The organism is Erwinia sp. JH02 (genome assembly GCF_013074405.1).
Lineage (GTDB): Bacteria > Pseudomonadota > Gammaproteobacteria > Enterobacterales > Enterobacteriaceae > Erwinia > Erwinia rhapontici.
Map to the genome: position 1 here is coordinate 104,324 of NZ_JABANZ010000008.1, position 23,124 is coordinate 127,447.

Here is a 23,124-nt window from a genome sequence, read left to right on the forward strand (position 1 = left end):
AGCAGCAGTGCTGCATGAAAGTCAGTCGGATTTAATGCTGCGCCAGACGCGCAACCACCTGAGGGTGATCGGGCATATTCGATGCCCCTTCGCGCTCTACCGCCAGTGAAGCAAACGCCGCGGCATAAGTGGCCGCCTGCGCAATAGTCTGTCCTTTTGCCAGCGCCGCGGCGAAGGCACCGTTAAACGCATCACCGGCACCGGTAGTGTCGACGCTGAGTGCCGGAAACGCGGCAATATGCTGAAACTGACCGTTCTCGAGGATCAGCGCCCCACGCGAACTCATGGTGATAATCACCCGCTTCGCTCCCTGACGCACAATCGCCAGGGCCGCTTCTTTCGCGCTGTCGAGGTCATTCACCTCCACGCCGGAGAGCAAAGAAGCCTCGGTTTCATTCGGCGTCAGTACATCCACATAGTGCAGGCACGCCAGCGCATCTGCTGAGAAAGGCGCCGGATTCATAATGACGCGCACGCCCAGGGTGGTGGCCAGCTTCATGGCGTTCAGCGTGGCGGAAAAATTGTTTTCCAGCTGCACCAACAGCACATCAGACCCCGCGAGTTCATGCGTCATTTCTGCCACTTCGGCGTCGGTCAACGTCTTGTTGGCTCCGGAATAAATGGCGATCATATTTTCGCCATCCTGCTGCGATACATAGATAATCGCGTTACCCGTTGGTTCGACGTCACTCTGATACAGCCTGAAAGAGTGAATATCTGACGCCGACAGATGGTCGAAAGCGAACTGGCTGAACTGATCGGTACCGACTTTGGAGACGAAGTGAACACGTGCTCCGGCACGGCTGGCCGCCATCGCCTGATTCGCCCCTTTGCCGCCCGGCCCCAGCGTACTGCCCAGCGCCAGCAGGGATTCCCCGCCTTTCGGAAAGCGCGCTACTTTTGCCACGATATCGACGTTAAACGAGCCGAGGATGCACACCCGGCCCTGTGTCTGGGTGCTATCGCGCGGTGCTGACCGCTGACGCTGGCTCTCCAGCCGCTGTAACAGCACCTCAAAGTTGCCGCCGGTTTCCGAAATCAGCTTGGCCTGTAAGTTGCGGCGGATCACCATCGCGCCACCATGACAGCGCTGGATCATTCCCAGGCCCGCCAGTGCTGCCAGGTCGCTGCGAATGGTCTCTTTGGAGACGGCAAAGGCGGCAGCAAGCCAGGCCACACTCAGGCTTTCATGCTGGTCGAGATAATCGAGAATGCTGTTACGCCGTTGTTCCAGATACATAGTCACCTCTTGCTATTCAGTAGCCTAAGGGAGCACGTAAAGTTTAAAAGTGATAGCGGTCATAGCGCTCGGTGAAAAACGGAAGCAAACGGAAGTGAAACCAAAAGAGGGTGAGGTAAAAACGAAGGCAGACAGGTCGATGCGCCTAACATGAAAACAAGACGTGTCGAAATTTACTCACTTTTTCGACATGAGGATGACAGGCGAAAAAAACAGACCCGGGGGGTCTGCTTATTGATACGGGGCGACCGGAACAACAGGTCGCCCCCTGCAACATCAGATATCAATGTTCGCGGCGCGCAGCGCATTCTCTTCGATAAAGGCACGGCGTGGCTCTACCGCATCGCCCATCAGGGTGGTGAACAGCTGATCGGCGGCAACCGCGTCTCGAATGGTCACGCGCAGCATACGACGGCTTTCCGGATCCATGGTGGTTTCCCACAGCTGATCAGGGTTCATTTCGCCCAGACCTTTGTATCGCTGAACCGTCAGACCACGACGTGACTCTTTGACCAGCCACTCCATTGCCTGCTCAAAGCTGGCAATTGGCTGACGGCGCTCGCCACGTTCGATAAACGCGTCTTCTTCAATCAGACCACGCAGCTTCTCGCCCAGGGAACAAAGCTTACGGTATTCACCGCCGAGCATGAAATCCGTATCCAGAGCATAATCGGTATCCACACCATGCGTCTTGATGCGCAGCACCGGTTCAAAGATGTGCAGTTCCAGATTTTCACGTACCAGACCGCTGTAGCTGCTGCCGTGCTGATCGTTATCGTTCAGATACGTAACCAGCTCATCCATCCAGGCCCGTACCGGCGCTTCTGCTGCCAGTTCGCTCAGCGTCGGGTTGTAAACCAGCGCGTTCAACAGCGCCACCGGATAACGGCGCTCCATACGTTTGATCATCTTACGCGTGCTGTTGAACTCTGATACCAGGTCCTCCAGCGGCTTGCCGCCCAGGGCCGGAGCGCTGGCGTTAGCATGCAGCGAAGCGCCGTCCAGTGCGATAGAGATCTGATACTGGTCCATCGCGTCATCATCTTTGATGTACTGTTCCTGCTTCCCTTTTTTCACCTTGTACAGCGGCGGCTGGGCGATATACACATGGCCACGCTCGATGATTTCAGGCATCTGACGGTAGAAGAAGGTCAGCAGCAGCGTACGGATGTGAGAACCATCCACGTCGGCATCGGTCATGATGATGATGCTGTGATAACGCAGTTTGTCCGGGTTATATTCGTCACGGCCAATGCCGCAGCCCAGCGCGGTGATCAGCGTTGCCACTTCCTGCGAAGCGAGCATCTTATCGAAGCGCGCTTTCTCCACGTTCAGGATTTTACCTTTCAGCGGCAGAATGGCCTGGTTTTTACGGTTACGTCCCTGCTTGGCAGATCCGCCCGCAGAGTCCCCTTCCACAAGGTAAATTTCAGAAAGTGCCGGGTCGCGTTCCTGGCAGTCCGCCAGTTTGCCTGGCAGACCAGCCAGGTCCAGCGCGCCTTTACGGCGGGTCATTTCACGTGCACGGCGAGCCGCTTCACGGGCGCGGGCGGCGTCGATGATTTTACCCACAACGATTTTTGCATCGCTCGGATTTTCCAGCAGGTATTCCGCCAGCAGTTCATTCATCTGCTGCTCAACCGCCGTTTTCACCTCGGAAGAGACCAGTTTATCTTTGGTCTGAGAGGAGAATTTAGGGTCTGGCACTTTGACTGAAACGACAGCAATCAGGCCTTCACGCGCATCATCACCCGTGGCACTGACCTTGGCTTTCTTGCTGTAGCCTTCTTTATCCATGTAGGCATTCAGCGTACGGGTCATGGCGGTACGGAAACCAACGAGGTGCGTCCCCCCATCGCGCTGTGGGATGTTGTTGGTAAAGCAGTAGATGTTTTCCTGGAAACCATCGTTCCACTGCAGCGCCACTTCCACACCAATGCCGTCTTTCTCAGTAGAGAAATAGAACACATTCGGGTGGATCGGGGTTTTGTTCTTGTTCAGATACTCAACAAACGCCTTAATACCACCTTCATAGTGGTAATGGTCGCTTTTACCATCACGCTTATCTTCCAGCTTGATAGAGACGCCAGAGTTCAGGAACGACAGCTCGCGCAGGCGTTTTGCCAGAATTTCGTATTCGAATTCAACGACGTTGGTAAAGGTTTGATGGCTTGGCCAGAAGCGCACGCGTGTTCCGGTCAGATCGGTTTCACCGCTAACGCTTAACGGCGCCTGCGGCACACCATGGACGTAGATCTGCTGGTGAACTTTGCCTTCACGACGAATGGTCAGTTCCAGTTTTTCCGACAGGGCGTTAACCACGGAAACACCCACACCATGCAGGCCGCCGGACACTTTATAGGAGTTATCATCGAACTTTCCGCCTGCGTGCAGCACGGTCATGATCACTTCAGCGGCAGAAATACCTTCTTCTTCATGGATACCGGTAGGAATACCGCGCCCATCATCCTGCACAGACACAGAGTTATCTGCATGAATAGTGACAAGAATATCGGAGCAGTGACCGGCGAGTGCTTCGTCAATGGCGTTATCCACGACCTCAAATACCATGTGATGCAGACCGGTACCGTCATCCGTATCGCCGATATACATACCCGGGCGCTTGCGTACCGCATCCAGCCCCTTGAGAACTTTGATACTGGAGGAGTCATAAGAATTCGACATCAACTTTTCTCGCTCGTTTAATCTTCAGGTTGAACCACTATTTTACCTTGTTCTACAGTGAACATCTTGCCCTTTTCATCAGTCATGTCGAAGACATGCTCGGCCGCAATGGCACTGACAAAAACCTGGGCCTGAGTGGCTTTTAAACGCGCTGCCAGCAGGTGGCGACGGGTTTCATCCAGCTCAGAGGCAAAATCATCTATCAGATACAGGCAACGTCGCCCGTTCTGTCGGGTGAGAAACTCACCCTGCGCCAGCCTCAGGGCGCACATCAGCAGCTTTAACTGGCCGCGTGACAGCAAATCTTCCACCGGTGTCCCCTCTGCGCGAATACGAAAATCCGCTTTATGAGGGCCACTGGCAGTGTAAGTCAGTGCCCGATCGCGCTCAAAACTGCGTTCGAGCAGGTCGGCATAATCACTCTCTTTATCCCAGCCGCGCTGATAAGAGAAACTCAGCTGAAATTCCGGCAAAAACTGGGCACAGGTGGCGTTAATATCTGCCGCAATCGCTTCACTGTAGGCCGCACGCCACTGGCTTATCTGTTCAGCCAACGGTGCCAGCTCCTGATCCCAGGCGCGGATCTGCTGGTAGCGTGACACCTGACGCAGCGCTGCGTTACGCTGTTTCAGCAGGCGTTTGAGGTTACTCCAGGCGTTGAAAAAACCCGGTTCATTGTGAAAGCAGCCCCAGTCGATATAAGCACGACGATACTTCGGCCCCCCGTTCAGCAGGGTAAAGCCCTCCGGCGTGATCAGCTGCATCGGCAGCATCTGGGCCAGTTCGGCCACTTTGTGGCCGTCGCTACCGTCAACCCGTACCCGGCTGTCACCGGCGCGGTTTTTAGTCAGCCCAACCGACACTTCCCTTTCCGCCCCGGCGATACGCCCGTGCAACACAAAGGCGTCCTGCTCATGGCGAATAACCCTGCCCGCCTGCAAACTGCGAAAGGCACGGCCATGACCGAGGGTATAAATCGCTTCCAGCACGCTGGTTTTACCGCTGCCGTTGGGCCCCACCAGGAAGTTAAATCCGGGGGCCAGCGCGAGGTCCGCGTTTTCGATATTACGGAAGTCTTTAATAAGCAGGCGGGTTAAAGCCATAGCAGGATCCAGAGCAGCGGAATGTCTGGGTCAGGCGTACCTGACCCCTACGGAGATGAAGATGAACTCAGCAATTACAAGCGCATTGGCATCACAACATAGGCCGCTGACTGACTGGCTGCATCTTCAATCTGGACGCTGGAAACGGAATCGGTCAGCAGCAGACGCACGTTCTCGCACTTCAGCGCGTTCAGGACATCCAGCACATAGCTGACGTTGAAGCCGATTTCGAGATCGGTGCCACCGTAGGTCACATCCAGCATCTCTTCCGCTTCTTCCTGCTCCGGGTTATTTGCCGTAATTTTTAGCTGATTTTCGCTGATATAGAGGCGAACACCGCGGAATTTCTCATTAGAGAGGATCGCTGCACGGGAAAACGCCTGCTTCAGCAGATCACAGCCTGCATCGAGGGTTTTGTCCGGGTTCTTCGGCAACACGCGGCGATAATCCGGGAAGCGGCCATCAACCAGCTTCGAGGTGAAAATAAAATCACCCACATGTGCACGGATATTATTGCTGCCAATCTGTACCTGTAACAGGGTATCGCCGCCATCCAGCAGACGCACCAGCTCAATAACCCCTTTACGCGGCACGATCACCGAATGGCTGGGGAGCTGCTGGCCCACCGGCATTGAACAGACCGCCAGGCGGTGACCATCGGTGGCCACAGTACGCAGCTCTTCACCTTCTGTCTCAAACAGCATTCCGTTCAGGTAATAACGCACGTCCTGATGGGCCATAGAGAACTGCGTGGCTTCAATCAGGCGTTTAAGGGTCGCCTGCGGCAGTGTGAATTCGACCTCGCTCTGCCAGTCATCCAGGTTAGGGAAATCACTGGCAGGCAGGGTAGACAGCGAGAAACGGCTGCGGCCGGAGCGCACCAGCATTCTTTCGCCTTCCAGAATCACCGTGATTTCAGCGCCTTCCGGCAAACCCCGGCAGATATCAAAGAATTTGCGTGCCGGTACCGTCGTGGCGCCAGGCTCATGGTCCTGCGTCAGCGCAACGCGCGCCACCATTTCCATTTCCAGATCGGTGCCCGTCAGCAACAGCGTGCCTTCATTAACCTGCAACAACAGGTTGCCAAGGATCGGCAGCGTCGGACGACCGCCTAATGGGCTGCTAACTTGCTGTAATGGCTTGAGTAAATGCTCACGTTCTACAATAAATTTCATAGTCAGGAAGATAATGTTCTGATTAGATTTGAGAAATCTTCTTTAATGTCATGACTCTCTTCACGCAGCTGCTCAATTTTACGGCAGGCATGTAGCACTGTGGTGTGGTCACGACCCCCGAAAGCATCACCGATTTCCGGCAGACTGTGGTTGGTCAGTTCCTTGGCCATCGCCATCGCCATCTGGCGCGGGCGTGCAACCGAACGGGAACGTCGCTTCGACAGCAGATCGGCGACTTTAATTTTATAATACTCAGCAACCGTCTTCTGAATATTATCGATAGTTACCAGCTTCTCCTGCAAGGCAAGCAGGTCACGTAAGGCTTCGCGCACAAAATCGATCGTGATGGCACGACCGGTAAAGTTGGCGTTGGCGATCACGCGGTTTAACGCACCTTCAAGCTCACGCACATTAGAACGCAGACGCTTGGCAATAAAGAACGCCACTTCACCCGGCAGGCGAATGTCATTCTCATCCGCTTTCTTCATCAGGATCGCTACGCGGGTTTCCAACTCAGGCGGCTCGATCGCCACCGTCAGGCCCCAGCCAAAGCGGGATTTGAGTCGATCTTCCACACCATTGATCTCTTTCGGATAACGATCCGAGGTCAAAATGATCTGCTGATTACCTTCCAGCAGGGCGTTAAAGGTGTGGAAAAACTCTTCCTGCGATCGCTCTTTATTGGCAAAAAACTGAATGTCATCGATCAGCAGCGCATCCACTGAGCGATAGTAACGCTTAAATTCTTCGATGGCGTTGTTCTGTAGCGCCTTGACCATGTCCTGCACAAAACGCTCCGAGTGCATATACACCACTTTCGCGTTTGGCTTACGTGCCATGATCCCGTTGCCGACCGCATGCAACAAGTGCGTCTTACCGAGACCGGTACCACCATAAAGGAATAACGGGTTATACGCGCCACCCGGGTTATCAGCCACCTGACGTGCCGCCGCACGTGCCAGCTGGTTTGATTTACCCTCAACGAAATTGTCGAAGTTGTGCTTGGTGTTCACATTTGAGCGGTAAGACAGCTCCGCCGGTGCCGGCATATTGTCCCAGCTGGGGCGCATCGGTGCAGGGCGGCTGATGATGCCTGGTGAACTGGCATGTGCCGTGGCCATCACCGGCTGGCTGATGGTTTGCGCGACGGGCTTACTGCCCACTTCAAAGCGCAGCAATGGCACATTTGCCCCGCAAAAATCATTTAGCAGAGCATTGATATTATTCAGGTATTTATCCCGAACCCAATCGAGTACAAAACGGTTTGGTGCATACAAGGCCAGCGTATTGTCATTCAATTCGGCCTGCAAGGGGCGTATCCACATGCTGAATTCTGTGGCAGGTAGCTCATCCTGCAGGCGGGCAAGACACTGTTGCCAAAGCGTAAGTGACACGGCGGACTCCACTCGAAAAAATTCGATAAGAAATAAAAGCGCTGAAGCGATAATTTCATCATTGTTGACGCATGCCGATGAAACACATGCGAACCGCTATCCACGGTTACTCCGCCCGTCCCCGGCATATCTAATGCTTAAGGGGTAGGATCGACCCGAAGGATCGTTAGCGGAAGGGCGGATCATAGCGTAAAGCGCAGCAGAGATCTTCACTTTCTACACAGTTTTGATCCAATTTATCCACAGGCATGTACAGCGGGGATAAGTTTACGCCACCCTGAGCAAAAGACATTCAGGATCGTCTGCATTCATTGAAATTTAATGGTGCCATCACGTTATTGCCGCAAACAGCATGCAACAGGATCGCCAGAAGATCCTGCGCGATCCTTGCGCTTTTTACTGGACGCCGTATAATTCTTGCCCCGGCGTGTGCGCCATGGCCGTTTTGGCTGTTTTTGCGGTCACTACGGGCAATCAGGATGCGCTTTTCACGCGAAGTAAATTGACTCTGGACTGTACAATTATTACAATCCCGCCTCTTTATTAAAGACACACTGAGGCGTCGGTCGTTTTTTCGGGCCAGATAACGCGTCACCAAGTGAAATTTTTCAAGTTTAGGTAGAAATCGCCATGAAACGCACTTTTCAACCGTCCGTACTGAAGCGTAACCGTTCACACGGTTTCCGTGCTCGTATGGCAAATAAAAATGGTCGTCAGGTTCTGGCACGTCGTCGTGCTAAAGGCCGTTCTCGTCTGACCGTTTCTAAGTAATAAAAGCTAACCGCTGAGTGGTTAAGCTCGCATTTCCCAGGGAGTTACGTTTGTTAACTCCCACTCATTTCACTTTCGTCTTCCAGCAGCCACAACGGGCTGGCACGCCGCAAATTACTATTCTCGGCCGCCTGAACGCGCTGGGGCATCCCCGCATCGGTCTTACCGTCGCCAAAAAACATGTTAAACGTGCTCACGAGCGTAACCGGATCAAGCGATTGACCCGCGAAAGCTTTCGTCTGCGTCAACATGAGCTTCCGGCGATGGATTTTGTCATCGTAGCGAAAAAGGGTGTTGCCGATCTGGATAATAAGGCACTGACGGAAGCGTTGGAGAAACTATGGCGTCGCCATTGTCGCCTGGCTCGCGGCTCCTGATCGGGCTGATACGCGTCTATCAACGCGTTATCAGCCCGCTGTTAGGACCCCACTGCCGTTTCCATCCCACCTGTTCGCAATACGGAATTGAGGCATTGCGCAGGTTTGGGGTGATAAAAGGGAGTTGGTTGACGATGAAACGCATATTAAAATGCCACCCCTTGAACCCGGGTGGCGACGATCCGGTGCCGCCACATAACCATTGATCCCAGAGAACATTAACGATGGATTCGCAACGCAATCTTTTCCTCATCGCTTTTCTGTTCGTGTCCTTCATGATCTGGCAAGCCTGGCAGACGGACCACGCTCCGCAGCCATTGCAGACCCAGACCACGCAAAACACGACCAGTGCAGCCGGTGATGCCGCCAATCAGGGCGTACCTGCCAGTGGCCAGGGCAAAACGATCACCGTTAAGACTGATGTCCTGTCTTTAAACATCAATACTCGCGGTGGCGATATTGACCAGGCGTTATTGCTGACTTACCCGGATTCACTGGGTTCAGACAAGCCTTTCCAACTGTTGGAAACCACGCCTGGATTCCTGTATCAGGCCCAGAGCGGTCTGACTGGTCGTAACGGCCCGGATAATCCGGCCAATGGCGCACGTCCTCTGTATACCGCAGGCCAGGATCACTTCGAGCTGGCTGATGGCCAGAGCGAGCTGCGTATTCCGTTGACCTTTACCGCGGAAAACGGCGCAACCTTCACCAAGACCTTCGTTCTGAAACGTGGTGAATACGCGATTAATGTCGATTATCAGATCAACAACGCCTCACAGCAGCCGCTGGAAGTGTCAATGTTCGGTCAGCTGAAGCAGTCTATTGACCTGCCGAAGCATCGCGATACCGGCAGCAGCAACTTTGCTCTGCACACTTTCCGTGGCGCGGCTTACTCCAGCAGTGAGACAAACTACGAAAAGTACAAATTCGATAAAATCAGCGATAACGAAAACCTGAGCACCACGACCACCAATGGCTGGGTGGCAATGATGCAGCAGTACTTCGCCACCGCATGGGTTCCACAGACGGCGGGTAACAACACGCTGTACACCAGCAATCTGGGTAACGGAATCGCGGCGATTGGCTACAAATCTGCACCGGTCACCGTCGCACCAGGTTCTCAGCAGCAGCTGGCAGCCACCCTGTGGGTGGGCCCGGAAATTCAGGACAAGATGGCAGCTGTGGCTCCCCACCTTGATCTGACAGTGGATTACGGCTGGTTGTGGTTTATCTCTCAGCCGCTGTTCAAACTGCTGAAATTCCTGCACACCTTTATCGGTAACTGGGGCTTCTCCATTATCGTAATCACCTTCATCGTGCGTGGCATCATGTACCCGCTGACCAAAGCGCAGTACACCTCGATGGCAAAAATGCGCATGTTGCAGCCTAAGATTCAGGCGATGCGTGAGCGTTTAGGTGATGACAAGCAGCGTATGAGCCAGGAAATGATGGCGTTGTACAAAGCGGAGAAAGTAAACCCGCTGGGCGGCTGTCTGCCTCTGGTTATCCAGATGCCTATCTTCCTGGCCCTTTACTACATGCTGATGGGCTCGGTAGAACTGCGTCATGCGCCGTTCGCCCTGTGGATCCATGACCTGGCAGCACAGGACCCGTACTACATTCTGCCGATCCTGATGGGTATCACGATGTTCTTCATTCAGAAGATGTCGCCAACCACCGTGACCGATCCGATGCAGCAGAAGATCATGACCTTTATGCCCGTGATCTTCACCGTGTTCTTCTTGTGGTTCCCGTCAGGTCTGGTGCTGTACTACATCGTCAGTAACCTGGTGACCATTCTCCAGCAGCAGCTGATTTATCGCGGCCTGGAAAAACGTGGCCTGCACAGCCGCGACAAGAAAAAAGCGTAATCTGTTAATGCTGCGGGCTGACCGAAAAAGAAGGTCAGTCCCTGCACGTAGGGGGCAACCATTTTTTCCGGTCGCCCCGTGCGAACAACACGCACAATGCTTACACTAAGGCGGTCATTATGACCGCCTTTTTATTTCCAAAAGAGAATTCAACATGAGCCATAGCGATACTATCGTCGCGCAGGCGACCGCGCCAGGACGCGGCGGCGTCGGCATTCTGCGTATTTCTGGCAGCAAGGCCGCAGACGTTGCGCAGTTACTGCTGGGTAAACTGCCTAAACCGCGTTACGCCGACTATCTGCCGTTCCGTGACGCCGACGGTAGCACTCTCGATCAGGGCATCGCACTGTGGTTCCCCGGCCCGAACTCATTTACCGGTGAAGATGTACTGGAACTTCAGGGCCACGGCGGTCCGGTGATCCTTGATCTGTTGCTGAAGCGTATTGTGGCACTGCCCGGGCTGCGAATTGCCAATCCGGGAGAGTTCTCAGAACGCGCCTTCCTCAATGACAAACTGGATCTGGCACAGGCTGAAGCGATTGCCGACCTGATTGATGCCAGCTCCGAGCAAGCAGCACGTTCCGCCGTTAATTCATTACAGGGCGTATTTTCTGCCCGTGTAAACCATCTTGTGGAAGCACTTACTCACCTGCGAATCTATGTAGAAGCAGCCATCGACTTCCCGGATGAGGAGATCGACTTCCTCTCCGACGGTAAAATTGAAGCGCAGCTGCATCAGGTGATTGCCGACCTTGACGACGTACGTGCCGAAGCACGCCAGGGCAGCCTGCTGCGTGAAGGGATGAAAGTGGTTATCGCCGGGCGTCCAAACGCCGGTAAATCCAGCCTGCTGAATGCACTGGCCGGACGCGAAGCAGCGATTGTGACCGATATCGCGGGCACCACCCGCGATGTGCTGCGCGAGCATATCCATATTGATGGCATGCCGCTGCATATCATTGATACCGCAGGATTACGCGAAGCCAGCGATGAAGTTGAGCGCATTGGCATCGAACGCGCATGGAATGAGATCGAACAGGCCGATCGTGTGCTGTTTATGGTCGATGGCACCACAACGGGTGCGACCGGCCCGGCCGAAATATGGCCGGACTTTATCGCCCGGCTGCCACAAACGTTACCGATTACCGTGGTGCGCAATAAAGCTGATATGACAGGTGAAGTGCTGGGCATCGAAGAAGTAAATGGTCACTCACTTATTCGTCTGTCGGCACGCACTGGCGATGGCATTGATGTCCTGCGCGACCACCTGAAGCACAGCATGGGTTTCTCTGGCAATATGGAAGGTGGCTTCCTGGCACGCCGACGCCACCTGCTCGCACTCGAGTTAGCAGCCACTCACTTACAGCAGGGCAAAGACCAACTGCTGGGTGCCTGGGCCGGTGAATTACTGGCAGAAGAGCTTCGCCTTGCCCAGCAAGCGCTGAGTGAAATTACCGGAGAATTTAGCTCGGATGATCTGCTGGGGCGTATTTTCTCCAGTTTTTGCATCGGGAAGTAAACACCCGGTTTGATCGCTCTATTCCACCAGCAATCTGGCTATAAACAGTGACAATAGTCCGAAAATACCCCTGGGAATGGAATCCCAGGTGAAATTTGATAAGAAAATTCTTACAATGGCAGAGATGATTACCCGACCATTTTCACGGAGCGACAGATGGCAAGTCATTTTGCACGTTGGGCACTCGCCCAAACCAGACCCCAGGTTCACCGACTCCCGCAGCAGATGGTAGAGCAGGCCAGCAGATTTTCCGAGAAACGCCGGGCCCGTTATCTGGCCGCCCGAAGCCTGCTCGCTGAACTGATGCTGCGCGTGTATGGCATCCCCCTTTTGCCCGAATTGATCACCACCACCAGTGGACGCCCCTGCTTTGCAGACCCGGATCTCCCTGACTTTAGCCTGGCCTACGCCGGTAACATGGTCGGTGTGATGTTAGCTGAGGAACGGGGCCGCGCCGGACTCGATATGGAAATTGTCCGCGCACATAGCCGTCAGACGACGGAGCACCATTTTGAATGTCTGTCGTCGGGAGAGAAAGCGTGGATCAATGCACAGAATGATGCCATTGAGGCGTCTACGCAGCTGTGGACGCTACGCCAAAGCATTCTAAAACTCACTGGCGAAGCGGATGAAGGAAGTGATTCACTACGCTTGCACCCGGCATCAGGACGACTGCGCTGCGTCACCTGGCCAGATATTCAGGCGCTGTGTGATGTTGAGCCATTGCTGGTGTGGTCCTGTGCGTTATCGCCAGGCACTGACCGACTGCATTTGTGGGAATATAACGGGGAAGATGGCTGGGAATCACTGCGGGATTTTAACGTTTATGCACACAATCTTGGGCCACGCACGCTGCGTCTGACCAGTCTGCCGGCGGAAAAACCGCTCTACCACTCCTGAGAGTCAAACGGGTGGCGTTACCACCACCCGTTAGTCTGATTAATGCGCGTCGATAAACGCGATTTTCAGAACGAACAGTAACGCCACGACCACGACGCACGGGCTGATTTCACGCCAGCGCCCCGTGCCCAGCTTCATCACGCAGTAAGAGATAAAGCCCAGTGCGATACCTTCAGTGATCGAGAAACTGAATGGCATCATCGCCGCTGTCACAAACGCCGGAACCGCTTCGGTCAGGTCATCCCACTTCACGCGCGCCAGGCTTGAGGTCATCAGCACGCCCACGTAGATCAGCGCACCGGCTGCGGCATAAGCGGGGACCATACCCGCCAGCGGTGACAGGAACATCACCAGCAGGAACAGCACGCCCGTCACAACGGCCATCAGGCCGGTGCGACCGCCCACGGACACGCCGGATGAGCTTTCGATATACGCAGTCACCGAAGAGGTACCGATAAATGAGCCGGCAACGGAACTGATGCTGTCCACATACAGCGCCTGCTTCATACGCGGGAACTTACCCGTCTCATCAGTCAGACCGGCTTTATCCGTAACACCAATCAATGTCCCGGAAGAGTCAAACAGGTTGACCAGCATAAAGGAGAAGATGATCCCGGCCATGCCAACGTTCAGTGAATCTTTCAGGTTAACCTGCCCCAGAACGGAGGTCACCGCAGGAGGCGCTGAGAAGATACCGGTATATTTCACATCACCAATCGCCAGACCAATCAGCGTGGTCACCACGATCGACACCAGCACCGCCGCATGGATATTGCGCGATGCAAGGATGGCGATAATAAAGAAGCCCAACGCACCCAGCAGTACGCTGTGCGAGGTCAGGTTACCGACTGTTACCAGTGTTGCTTCGTTGGCCACGATAATACCGGCATTTTTCAGCCCCATCATCGCAATAAACAGACCAATACCGGCAGTGATCCCGACGCGCAGACTCAGTGGAATATTGGCAATCATCCAGTAACGCACACGGAAGATCGTCAGCAACAGCAGGCCAACAGCCCCCCAGAAAATAGCGCCCATTCCGATCTGCCAGGATATCCCCATCGCACCCACGACCACGAAGGCGAAGAAGGCGTTCAGCCCCATCGCGGGGGCCAGTGCCACAGGCAGGTTCGCGACCAGCCCCATCAGAATACTGCCTCCGGCAGCTATCAGACAGGTGGTAACGAAGACCGCCTGCGTGTCCATGCCGGCCACGCCGAGGATCTGAGGGTTAACAAAAACGATATACACCATCGTCAAAAAGGTGGTGAAACCAGCAATCACCTCGGTACGAACGGTGGTGCCATGCTCCTGCAATTTAAAAATCCGTTGTAACAGACCGGGATTCGTCATTATGTGTTTCCAGAACGGAGAAAAGTTGTCGGCCGTTATCCTACCCCAAAATTCTGATTTTGGGATGCCGATCACCCGGTTTTTTCGCAACCGATTGCGCTGTTTTACCCGTCTTATCACAACCGTTAACAGTAATTGACATAATTCACCCCGCTTCGCGCTACTATCGGGTATCCACCCACTGGACAGAAGGAATCAGGATGACCGTGGAATGCATTTTTTTCGATTGTGATGGAACGCTGGTCGACAGCGAAATGCTCTGTACTCAGGCGTACGTCAACACTTTCGCGCAGTTTGGTGTCACGCTGTCGCTGCAGGAGATGTTCGAAAAGTACAAAGGAGTGAAACTGTACGACATCATCGCGGATGTCTGCCAGCAGCACCCGCTGACGACCCCGGTTGAAGTCCTGGAACCGGCTTATCGTCAGGAAGTGGCTCGCCTGTTTGACCTGGAGCTTAAACCGATTCACGGTGCAAAGGCGTTGCTGGAAAAAGTGAGTGTTCCGGCCTGTGTCGTCTCTAACGGGACCGTCCCCAAAATGCAGCATTCGCTCGGCCTGACCGGCATGCTCTCCTTCTTTGGGGACCACTTATACAGCGGCTATGACATTGAGCACTGGAAACCCGACCCGGAATTGATGTACTACGCTGCCAAACAGATGGGCGTTGCGATTGAGCGCTGCATTCTGATCGATGATTCTGAGGCGGGGGCAAAAGCGGGCATCGCCGCCGGGATCCCGGTATTCTATTACTGCGTCGATGCGCATAATCCGGTAATCAACCATCCACTGGTGACGGTGTTTGATGATATGGCACAGCTGCCAGATTTATGGCAGGCGCGTGGCTGGCAGTTAACGCGCTAAATGGGGGCAGGCCGGAAACAACCCGGCCTGTTGCCAGCAAGCGGTATAGAAAAAATCAAATACCGTCCCCCTCATTGATATACCAGCGTAATGAATTTGACAGCAGTGAAGCATGTTTAATAACTTTGCCTTCATCGACCAGCTGTAAAAGAATATTTCGCATCATATAGATACTCTCACCGCAATTATCCGCTAACTCTCTGGTTTTAGGCCATAGCGTGGGATCGGATAAATGCGTACCCTCTTTGGGGCTGGAGGCGAGTTCCTGGCAGATTAAAGCCAGCGCACGGAATGCCTCTTGTTTCTTTAGCTGAACGGCTGTTTTATTTCTTCTCATATCTAATATATTAATGATAGCGTTAATCACCCGCTATACATTACTCCTTTTCGCTATATTAATTATACTCACGGTGAGGAGGGATCGTGTACCTGCATTGTTATTATCGCTGCCAGCACCGTTCCCCCTAAGTGACCAGTTGATATTTTCAGCGCGGAACACATCAAAATCGAAATGGAAAATAAAGAAGGGATATATCGCCTCAACACTGAGAAAAAAAAACAAAAACCATTGACTAATTTCGAGACTATCGTTTTTCTTAAGCGCTGTAAACAATATAAAATCACAAAGAAAAATAATACCACTATATGCCAAACAGGTTACCAAGCCGATATATTCACACACCTATTAAAGTGTAAATTTAAATAAATAAGCACTTTAAGAAAATTTCTATGAAAATAATAAAGGGAAAAGGAAGAATAGAAGAAAACGGGGGGAGAAATCAGGTTCATATTATCCTGCGCTGAAGGGACCAGCGCAGGATGCCGCTCAGTTAGCCAATCGCGCCCAGTGCATCATCGTTACCCTGCTTTTTCGGCAGCAGGAATAACGTGGCGACAATATCCAGCAGATAGATCAGTGCCAGCATGGTGATAGCAGCAGTAAATGACCACTGGCTGACCAGCAGCCCAATCACCAGCGGACCAAATCCACCCACACCACGCCCCAGGTTAAACAAGACATTCTGCGCCGTAGCACGTACTTTCACCGGATAAGTGTCAGAAATCAGCGCGCCGTAACCGCCAATCATGCCATTCACAAACATCCCCATCAGTGCCCCGGTAAACAGCATGGTCGTCGGATCGCGCAACTGAGCGTAAACCACCACCATCACCACTGCGCCAAACTGATACAGCAGGAAAATTTTCCAGCGGGAGAAGCGATCGGCCAGCAGACCAAATAACCAGATACCGAAGGTCATCCCGACGACCGTGACCGCCGTCCACAACCCGGATTTCGTCAGCGAAAAACCAAAGTTAGATGAGAGATAACTCGGCATCCAGATCATCAGACCGTAATAACCAAAGTTCTGTACAGAACAGAGGATAAAGATGCCGATGCTGGCTTTGGTGGTAGCCGCATCCACGAACAACAGCTTAATGCGCGCCGTGAACGACAACCCCTGATTCACATCCACATGCTGGGTGAACGCTTCCGGCTCCCCCATGCCACGACGAATGGCAAACGAGGCCAGGGCGGGCAGCAGGCCAACGAGGAACATGCCGCGCCAGCCGATCACATTCAGCAGCAACGGCGTGATAAATGCCGCCAGCAGTACGCCGAGTTGCCACCCCATGCCCACCCACGCTGAAGCACGGTTACGCTTGTTGGCAGGCCAGGCTTCGGCGATCAACGCCATACCAATACCGAACTCACCGCCCAGGCCCATACCCGCAAGGGTGCGATACGCCAGTAAATCCCAATATCCCTGCGCCACTGCGCACAGCCCGGTAAAGACTGAAAACATCAGGATGGTAAAGGTCAGTACACGAATACGCCCGAGACGATCGCTGATATGGCCGAAAACAATGCCTCCCAGCACGGCACCAATCAGTGTCCAGGTGACCAGTGAACCAGCCTGCGAGGGGGATAATGCCAGCGACAGGCTGATAGCAGGTAACATAAAACCGAGGATCAGCAGATCAAAGCCGTCCATTGCGTAACCGCTGACAGCAGCGACCATCGCTTTGCCCGGCGTGACGCTACGCTTGTCCGGGGGGGAAATTGACATGATTTTCTGGCCTTTTCATTGGAAATTTGCCGCAAGTATAAGTATGAGCGACGAAGGTATCCAGACGAAAAAGTGATGGGGAAGGAAGTCAGGCATGCCGGGGGGTTGGCACGCCTGAGCAGAGATTACGACGGGTTATTGCTACCGGTGTCATCGCCGGTCAGCAGTTTATCCAACTGGTCACCGCCCACGTGACGGAAATCCTGACCTTTCACGAAGTAGAAGATAATTTCACAAATGTTCTGGCAGCGGTCACCGATGCGCTCGATGGCACGCGCGCAGAACAAGGCCGTCAGCACACTCGGGATAGTGCGCGGATCTTCCATCATATAGGTCATCAGCTGGCGCACGATGCCCTCATACTCCTGGTCAACCTTCTTGTCTTCACGATAGATTTCAATGGCGGCAGTAAGATCCATCCGCGCAAAAGCATCCAGTACGTCATGCAGCATCTGAATGGTGTGATGGCCCAGTGACTCCAGGCTCACCAGCAGCGGCTGGTGCTGCTGGGTGAATTTTTCCAGCGCGGTACGGCAGATCTTCTCGGCAACATCACCAATACGTTCCAGCTCAGAGATGGTTTTGATGATCGCCATTACCAGACGCAGGTCGCTGGCAGTAGGTTGACGTTTGGCGATGATGCGTACGCAGGCTTCATCAATCTCCACCTCCATCATATTGACCTTGTGGTCACCTTCAATCACCTTGTTCGCCAGCTCACCATCCTGGTTGTGCATCGCCGTGATGGCATCGGTCAACTGCTGCTCGACCATGCCACCCATGGTCATCACCTGGGTGCGGATATGCTCCAGCTCGGCGTTGAACTGGCCGGAGATATGTTTGTTCAGATTTAAGCTATCCATTGTATTCTCCAGTCAAATCAACCGTAGCGGCCGGTGATGTAATCTTCAGTTTGCTTCTGATGCGGCTTGGTGAACAGTGTATCGGTATCACTGAACTCGATCAGTTCGCCCAGGTACATAAATGCCGTGTGGTCGGAGCAGCGTGCTGCCTGCTGCATATTGTGGGTGACGATCACCACGGTGTAATCCTGCTTCAGTTCCGTAATCAGCTCTTCGATGCGCCCGGTTGAGATCGGGTCCAGGGCCGAGCAAGGTTCATCCAGCAGTAACACTTCCGGGCGAATCGCAATACCACGCGCGATGCACAGACGCTGCTGCTGACCGCCGGAAAGACTGTAACCGCTCTGATGCAGCTTGTCTTTGGTTTCGGTCCACAGCGCCGCTTTCGTCAATGCCCACTGAACACGTTCGTCCATATCGGCACGTGACAGCTTTTCAAACAGACGCACACCGAAAGCGATGTTGTCATAAATCGACATCGGGAACGGTGTAGGCTTCTGGAATACCATGCCAACACGGGCACGCAGCAGGGCGATATCCTGGCTGGCGGTCAGGATGTTTTCGCCATCCAGAAGGATTTCACCTTCAGCACGCTGCTCAGGATAGAGCGAAAACATCTTGTTAAACGTACGCAGCAGCGTGGATTTACCGCAGCCGGATGGGCCGATAAACGCCGTCACCTGGTTTTTAGCAATATCCAGATTGATGTTTTTCAGCGCATGGAATTTTCCGTAATAGAAGTTCAAATCACGAACCTGAATCATCTTAGCGGAAGTCGTATCAACCATTTTTATCTCACTTAGTCCGCGCCGCTAACGCCGCGCTGCTCAATTAATGTTTGCTCTTGGCGAAGATCACGCGTGCCAGGATGTTCAGTAACAGTACACACAGCGTAATAATCAGCACGCCCGCCCAGGCCAGACTCTGCCATTCGGCAAACGGACTCATCGCGAACTTAAAGATGGTCACCGGCAGGTTCGCCAGTGGCTGCATCATATCGGTGCTCCAGAACTGGTTCGACAGCGAGGTAAACAGCAGGGGTGCGGTTTCCCCGGCAATGCGGGCAATCGCCAGCAGAACCCCTGTCAGAATGCCGGAAACGGAGGCTTTCAAGGTAATCGCCGAAATCATCTTCCATTTTGGCGTCCCCAGCGCATACGCCGCTTCTCGCAGGCTGTCCGGTACCAGTCTCAGCATGTTTTCGGTGGTGCGGATCACGATCGGGATTTGCAACAGTGCCAGCGCCACCACCCCGGCCCAGCCGGAGAAGTGTTGCATCTGCGCCACCACGATGGTGTACACAAACAGACCGACCACAATCGACGGCGCCGAAAGCAGAATGTCGTTAATAAAGCGAATCACTTCGGCCAGCCAGGACTTACGGCCATACTCAGCCAGATAGATCCCCGCCATAATCCCCAGCGGCGTCCCCACAGCGGTTGACCAGAAGATCAACAGACCGCTGCCTGCCAGGGCATTTGCCAGGCCTCCTCCCGCCGTATTCGGCGGGGGCGTATTCTCAGTAAACAGCGACAGCGTCATGCCGTCGATACCGCGAGTCACGGTAGAAAACAGGATCCACACCAGCCAGAACAGACCGAATGCCATCGTCAGCAACGACAGGGCGAGGGCAATACGGTTTTTCATCCGGCGCCACGCCTGCATCTTACGGCGTGAAGCGAGCAGTTCGTCACGCGCCTGCAATTCCATCGTGGTCATGAGCGCGCTCCTTCACTTTTTGCCAGACGCAGGATCATCAGTTTTGAACAGGCCAGCACGATAAACGTGATGACAAACAGGATCAGCCCCAGCTCCATCAGCGCGGCGGTATGCACGCCCGATTCCGCTTCAGCAAATTCGTTCGCCAGCGCGGAGGTGATGCTGTTACCCGGCATAAACAGTGAAGCACTGTCGAGTTGGTAGGTGTTACCGATAATGAAGGTCACCGCCATGGTTTCACCCAGTGCGCGCCCCAGGCCCAGCATCACCCCACCAATCACCCCGTTTTTGGTGAAGGGCAACACAACACGCCACATCACTTCCCAGGTGGTACAGCCAATGCCGTACGCGGACTCTTTCATCATCACTGGCGTCTGCTCGAACACGTCGCGCATGACGGAAGCGATATAAGGGATAATCATAATCGCCAGGATAATTCCGGCGGCTAAAATCCCGATACCAAATGCCGGGCCGGAGAACAGGGATCCTACAATCGGTACGTTAGCCAGTACGTCCCCGACGGGCTGCTGGAAATAGGTGGCAAACAGTGGCGCGAAAATAAACAGCCCCCACATGCCATACACAATGCTGGGGATAGCCGCCAGCAGTTCAATCGCCACGCCCAGCGGGCGACGCAGCCAGTTAGGGGCCAGTTCGGTCAGGAACAAGGCAATGCCGAAACTTACCGGGACAGCGATAAGCAGGGCAATAATGGAGGTGACGACGGTACCGTAAATCGGCACCAGCGCACCAAACTGTTCGTTAGGCGCATCCCACTCTTTATTCCACAGGAACGAGAAACCAAACTTCTGGATACTCGGCCATGAAGAGATAATCAGGGAAACGATAATGCCACCGAGCAGCAACAGCACAATCAACGCAGCCAGTTTAACCAGCGCGCTGAAGATGATGTCACCCTGTTTTCCGGGAGCCTTGAATGCCGGCTTGGTTGCAGCCATAGAATTCTCGAGTCTGATACTGCTGATACGTATCGGGCCAGGCAAGCCTGGCCCATGGGGGCATAAGCACCACGCATCGTGGTGCTTACTGCAATCGCTTAGTACAGTGCTTTGCCGGAGCTGTCTTTCACGTTGGTTTTCCAGGCGCTACGAATCTGCTCAATCACAGAATCTGGCAGTGATGCGTAGTCCAGGCCAGCCGTGGTTTTGCTGCCGTTTTTATAAGCCCAGTCGAAGAACTTCAGTACGGCGGCGCCTTTCTCAGCATTAGCCTGCTCTTTGTGCACCAGGATAAAGGTGGTAGAGGTGATTGGCCACGCGTTGTCGCCTTTCTGGAAGGTCAGATCCTGAGCAAAAGATTTGGACCAGTCTGCGCCTTTCGCGGCATCGCTAAAGCTTTTCTCACCCGGTTCAATGGCTTTGCCATCCGCATCCACCAGCTTGGTGTAAGCCAGGCTGTTCTGTTTCGCGTAGGCGTACTCAACGTAGCCGATAGACCCTGGCAGACGCTGTACGAATGCAGCCACGCCGTCGTTACCCTTGCCGCCCAGACCGGTTGGCCAGTTAACGGTGCTGCCTTTACCGACTTTGCTGCTCCAGTCGCTGTTCACTTTAGACAGGTAACTGGTGAACACGAATGAGGTACCCGAACCGTCAGCGCGGCGTACCACGTTGATGTTGGAATCAGGCAGTTTCACGCCCGGGTTCAGCTTGGTGATGGCCGGGTCGTTCCACTTTTTGATGGTACCGAGGTAGATATCACCCACGGTTTTGCCATCCAGCGTCAGCTGTCCAGATTTGATACCAGGAATATTAACCGCCAGTACCACCCCGCCAATAACTGTCGGAAACTGGAACAGGCCATTTTTTTCTAAATCTTCGTCTTTCATCGGCGCATCTGATGCACCGAAGTCTACGGTTTTAGCGATAATCTGCTTAACGCCGCCGGATGAACCGATACCCTGATAGTTAACCTGGCTGCCCGTCGCGGTGTTGTACTCTGCTGCCCACTTGTTATACACAGGTGCCGGGAATGTCCCGCCAGCACCGGTCAGGTTGGTCGCGGCCATTGCGGTAACGGCGCTCAGAGAAAGGGTTACTGCGACGAATTGAGCCAGGGTTTTGTGCATCAGTGTCATGTTCCCTCCACGGGATTAAAAAGTCAGGCCAGTTGCCGTGTTTGTCTAATTAATGATTGCTGCTGGAGGCAAAATAGGACAGTTTGGTGACAGTAAAATGTACGAAATATGACACTTTTGTGACAAGCCACTCTAATCATGAAGGCTGACGTCAGTCGGTTTTTTCCATTACCGCGCTCAGTCCCGGGTTACGTTTAACCGGGCGCGTGGCCCACAGCGATGCAGCAACAATCAGCAACCCGCCCAGCCATGCCGCTGGCGTCAGCGACTCCTGCAACCAGAGCACGGCAAACAGGGCACCAAAGAGCGGCTCAGACCCCATTAATAGTGAGGCACGCGTCGGTGAGGTACGTTTCACCGCGTAGTTCTGCGCGAAGAAAGCAAACAGCGTGCAGAACAACACCAGGTAAAGCGTCGGGCCCCAGAACAGCGTACTCTCAGGCAGGGCCGGTATCCCATGCTCTGTCGCCAGTAACACTACCAGCGAACCGCTGGCGACCACCCCGGTTTGTACCGCCGTCAGCGCCAGTGCGGGCACATTGCGATGCTGGGTCATTTTTTTCGTCAGACACACCATCAACGCGCGCAGCAGCGCAGCGCCCAACACCAGCAGATCGCCCCTGTTCATCGCAATCTGCGTACCGCCCACCAGCAGCATGGCACCGCAAAGAGAGACGGCGGCGGCGATAAACACGCTGATTTCGGGCCGCTGACGGAACATCAGCCATTCAACAAACGGCGTCAGCACCACGCACAGGCTGATCAGAAATGCCGCATTACTGGCAGAGGTCAACGCCACCCCATAAGTTTCACACAGGAAAATAGCCAACAACACCGAACCCAGTATCAACCCCGGGGGCAGCGCCTGGCGCCAGCAGAGCCTTAACGTGGGTAAGAGCAGAACGAAGGTCAGCAAAAAACGAATAAACAGAAAACCCACGACCGGATAGAAAAGAACGGCCTGTTTTGCCATGCCGTAGCTGGTTCCCCAGACCACGGCGACAGCCAGTAACATCCACTCTGCGTAACGCTGTTGTTTCTCCACCTGCATTCCCCTGACGTTGGCGATAAACCCAACTGCGATTATGATGTTTTTCTCCAGACGGAATAATCCGTACGGGTAA

The 23,124-nt window shown here is 54.0% G+C and carries 21 protein-coding genes; 7 read left to right on the forward strand and 14 right to left on the reverse strand.

Going from position 1 to position 23,124, the window contains the following annotated elements; translation table 11 throughout:
* Window positions 1-31: 31 nt before the first annotated feature.
* From rbsK to dnaA, 5 genes are all read right to left on the reverse strand, one after another.
* Window positions 32-1,240, reverse strand: a complete 1,209-nt coding sequence (gene rbsK, locus HHI26_RS19235) for a ribokinase (protein WP_133844804.1) — start codon at window positions 1,238-1,240, stop codon at window positions 32-34.
* 276 nt (window positions 1,241-1,516) lie between these two features.
* Complete coding sequence (gyrB, locus tag HHI26_RS19240; RefSeq protein WP_159338278.1) at window positions 1,517-3,925, reverse strand: DNA topoisomerase (ATP-hydrolyzing) subunit B; 2,409 nt, start codon at window positions 3,923-3,925, stop codon at window positions 1,517-1,519.
* 17 nt (window positions 3,926-3,942) lie between these two features.
* Window positions 3,943-5,028: a DNA replication/repair protein RecF gene (gene recF / locus HHI26_RS19245; protein ID WP_133844808.1), complete on the reverse strand. Its 1,086-nt coding sequence runs from the start codon at window positions 5,026-5,028 to the stop codon at window positions 3,943-3,945.
* A 74-nt stretch (window positions 5,029-5,102) separates the two neighbouring features.
* Window positions 5,103-6,203 (reverse strand): DNA polymerase III subunit beta, encoded by a 1,101-nt coding sequence (gene dnaN, locus HHI26_RS19250; RefSeq protein WP_133844810.1) that lies wholly within the window; start codon window positions 6,201-6,203, stop codon window positions 5,103-5,105.
* Window positions 6,204-6,205: 2 nt separating this feature from the next.
* On the reverse strand, window positions 6,206-7,597 hold the full coding sequence (dnaA, locus tag HHI26_RS19255; protein WP_133844812.1) for a chromosomal replication initiator protein DnaA: 1,392 nt from the start codon (window positions 7,595-7,597) through the stop codon (window positions 6,206-6,208).
* 630 nt (window positions 7,598-8,227) lie between these two features.
* Between dnaA and rpmH the strand changes: the two genes are divergently transcribed.
* The 6 genes from rpmH (at window position 8,228) to HHI26_RS19285 (ending at window position 13,035) form a co-directional block, all read left to right on the forward strand.
* A complete protein-coding gene (gene rpmH, locus HHI26_RS19260) occupies window positions 8,228-8,368 on the forward strand; it encodes a 50S ribosomal protein L34 (protein WP_003023858.1) in 141 nt (46 codons plus the stop codon).
* Window positions 8,369-8,385: 17 nt separating this feature from the next.
* The gene (rnpA, locus tag HHI26_RS19265) at window positions 8,386-8,745 is read left to right on the forward strand and encodes a ribonuclease P protein component (protein WP_062744083.1); all 360 of its coding nucleotides are present in this window, start codon (window positions 8,386-8,388) and stop codon (window positions 8,743-8,745) included.
* Window positions 8,709-8,951, forward strand: a complete 243-nt coding sequence (gene yidD / locus HHI26_RS19270; RefSeq protein ID WP_133844816.1) for a membrane protein insertion efficiency factor YidD — start codon at window positions 8,709-8,711, stop codon at window positions 8,949-8,951. The genes rnpA and yidD overlap by 37 nt, the downstream gene beginning before the upstream one ends.
* A gap of 18 nt (window positions 8,952-8,969) precedes the next feature.
* Window positions 8,970-10,616 (forward strand): membrane protein insertase YidC, encoded by a 1,647-nt coding sequence (yidC, locus tag HHI26_RS19275; RefSeq protein ID WP_159338279.1) that lies wholly within the window; start codon window positions 8,970-8,972, stop codon window positions 10,614-10,616.
* A gap of 154 nt (window positions 10,617-10,770) precedes the next feature.
* Window positions 10,771-12,135, forward strand: a complete 1,365-nt coding sequence (gene mnmE / locus HHI26_RS19280; RefSeq protein ID WP_133844820.1) for a tRNA uridine-5-carboxymethylaminomethyl(34) synthesis GTPase MnmE — start codon at window positions 10,771-10,773, stop codon at window positions 12,133-12,135.
* A 156-nt stretch (window positions 12,136-12,291) separates the two neighbouring features.
* Window positions 12,292-13,035 (forward strand): phosphopantetheinyl transferase, encoded by a 744-nt coding sequence (locus HHI26_RS19285; RefSeq protein ID WP_133844822.1) that lies wholly within the window; start codon window positions 12,292-12,294, stop codon window positions 13,033-13,035.
* Window positions 13,036-13,074: 39 nt separating this feature from the next.
* On the opposite strand, the gene HHI26_RS19290 is transcribed toward HHI26_RS19285, so the two are convergent.
* Window positions 13,075-14,388: an NCS2 family permease gene (locus HHI26_RS19290; RefSeq protein ID WP_133844824.1), complete on the reverse strand. Its 1,314-nt coding sequence runs from the start codon at window positions 14,386-14,388 to the stop codon at window positions 13,075-13,077.
* A gap of 200 nt (window positions 14,389-14,588) precedes the next feature.
* On the opposite strand from HHI26_RS19290, the gene yieH reads away from it, so the two are divergent.
* Entirely contained in the window at window positions 14,589-15,251 is a 663-nt protein-coding gene (gene yieH, locus HHI26_RS19295; protein WP_133844826.1) for a 6-phosphogluconate phosphatase, read from the forward strand.
* A 55-nt stretch (window positions 15,252-15,306) separates the two neighbouring features.
* Here the strand turns inward: yieH and HHI26_RS19300 are convergent, their stop codons facing one another.
* The 8 genes from HHI26_RS19300 to HHI26_RS19335 form a co-directional block, all read right to left on the reverse strand.
* Window positions 15,307-15,618, reverse strand: coding sequence for a hypothetical protein (locus HHI26_RS19300; RefSeq protein WP_238337116.1), 312 nt, complete (start codon window positions 15,616-15,618; stop codon window positions 15,307-15,309).
* Between the two features lie 463 nt (window positions 15,619-16,081).
* Complete coding sequence (locus HHI26_RS19305; protein ID WP_133844828.1) at window positions 16,082-17,320, reverse strand: MFS transporter; 1,239 nt, start codon at window positions 17,318-17,320, stop codon at window positions 16,082-16,084.
* A gap of 125 nt (window positions 17,321-17,445) precedes the next feature.
* Complete coding sequence (phoU, locus tag HHI26_RS19310) at window positions 17,446-18,183, reverse strand: phosphate signaling complex protein PhoU (RefSeq protein WP_133844830.1); 738 nt, start codon at window positions 18,181-18,183, stop codon at window positions 17,446-17,448.
* Between the two features lie 17 nt (window positions 18,184-18,200).
* Entirely contained in the window at window positions 18,201-18,971 is a 771-nt protein-coding gene (gene pstB / locus HHI26_RS19315; RefSeq protein WP_133844833.1) for a phosphate ABC transporter ATP-binding protein PstB, read from the reverse strand.
* A 43-nt stretch (window positions 18,972-19,014) separates the two neighbouring features.
* The gene (pstA, locus tag HHI26_RS19320; protein ID WP_133844834.1) at window positions 19,015-19,902 is read right to left on the reverse strand and encodes a phosphate ABC transporter permease PstA; all 888 of its coding nucleotides are present in this window, start codon (window positions 19,900-19,902) and stop codon (window positions 19,015-19,017) included.
* Window positions 19,899-20,861: a phosphate ABC transporter permease PstC gene (pstC, locus tag HHI26_RS19325; protein ID WP_133844835.1), complete on the reverse strand. Its 963-nt coding sequence runs from the start codon at window positions 20,859-20,861 to the stop codon at window positions 19,899-19,901. Before pstC ends, pstA begins: the two co-directional genes overlap by 4 nt.
* A gap of 98 nt (window positions 20,862-20,959) precedes the next feature.
* A complete protein-coding gene (gene pstS, locus HHI26_RS19330) occupies window positions 20,960-22,000 on the reverse strand; it encodes a phosphate ABC transporter substrate-binding protein PstS (RefSeq protein WP_133844836.1) in 1,041 nt (346 codons plus the stop codon).
* Between the two features lie 151 nt (window positions 22,001-22,151).
* Window positions 22,152-23,045 (reverse strand): EamA family transporter, encoded by an 894-nt coding sequence (locus tag HHI26_RS19335; protein WP_197931243.1) that lies wholly within the window; start codon window positions 23,043-23,045, stop codon window positions 22,152-22,154.
* Window positions 23,046-23,124 lie beyond the last annotated feature (79 nt).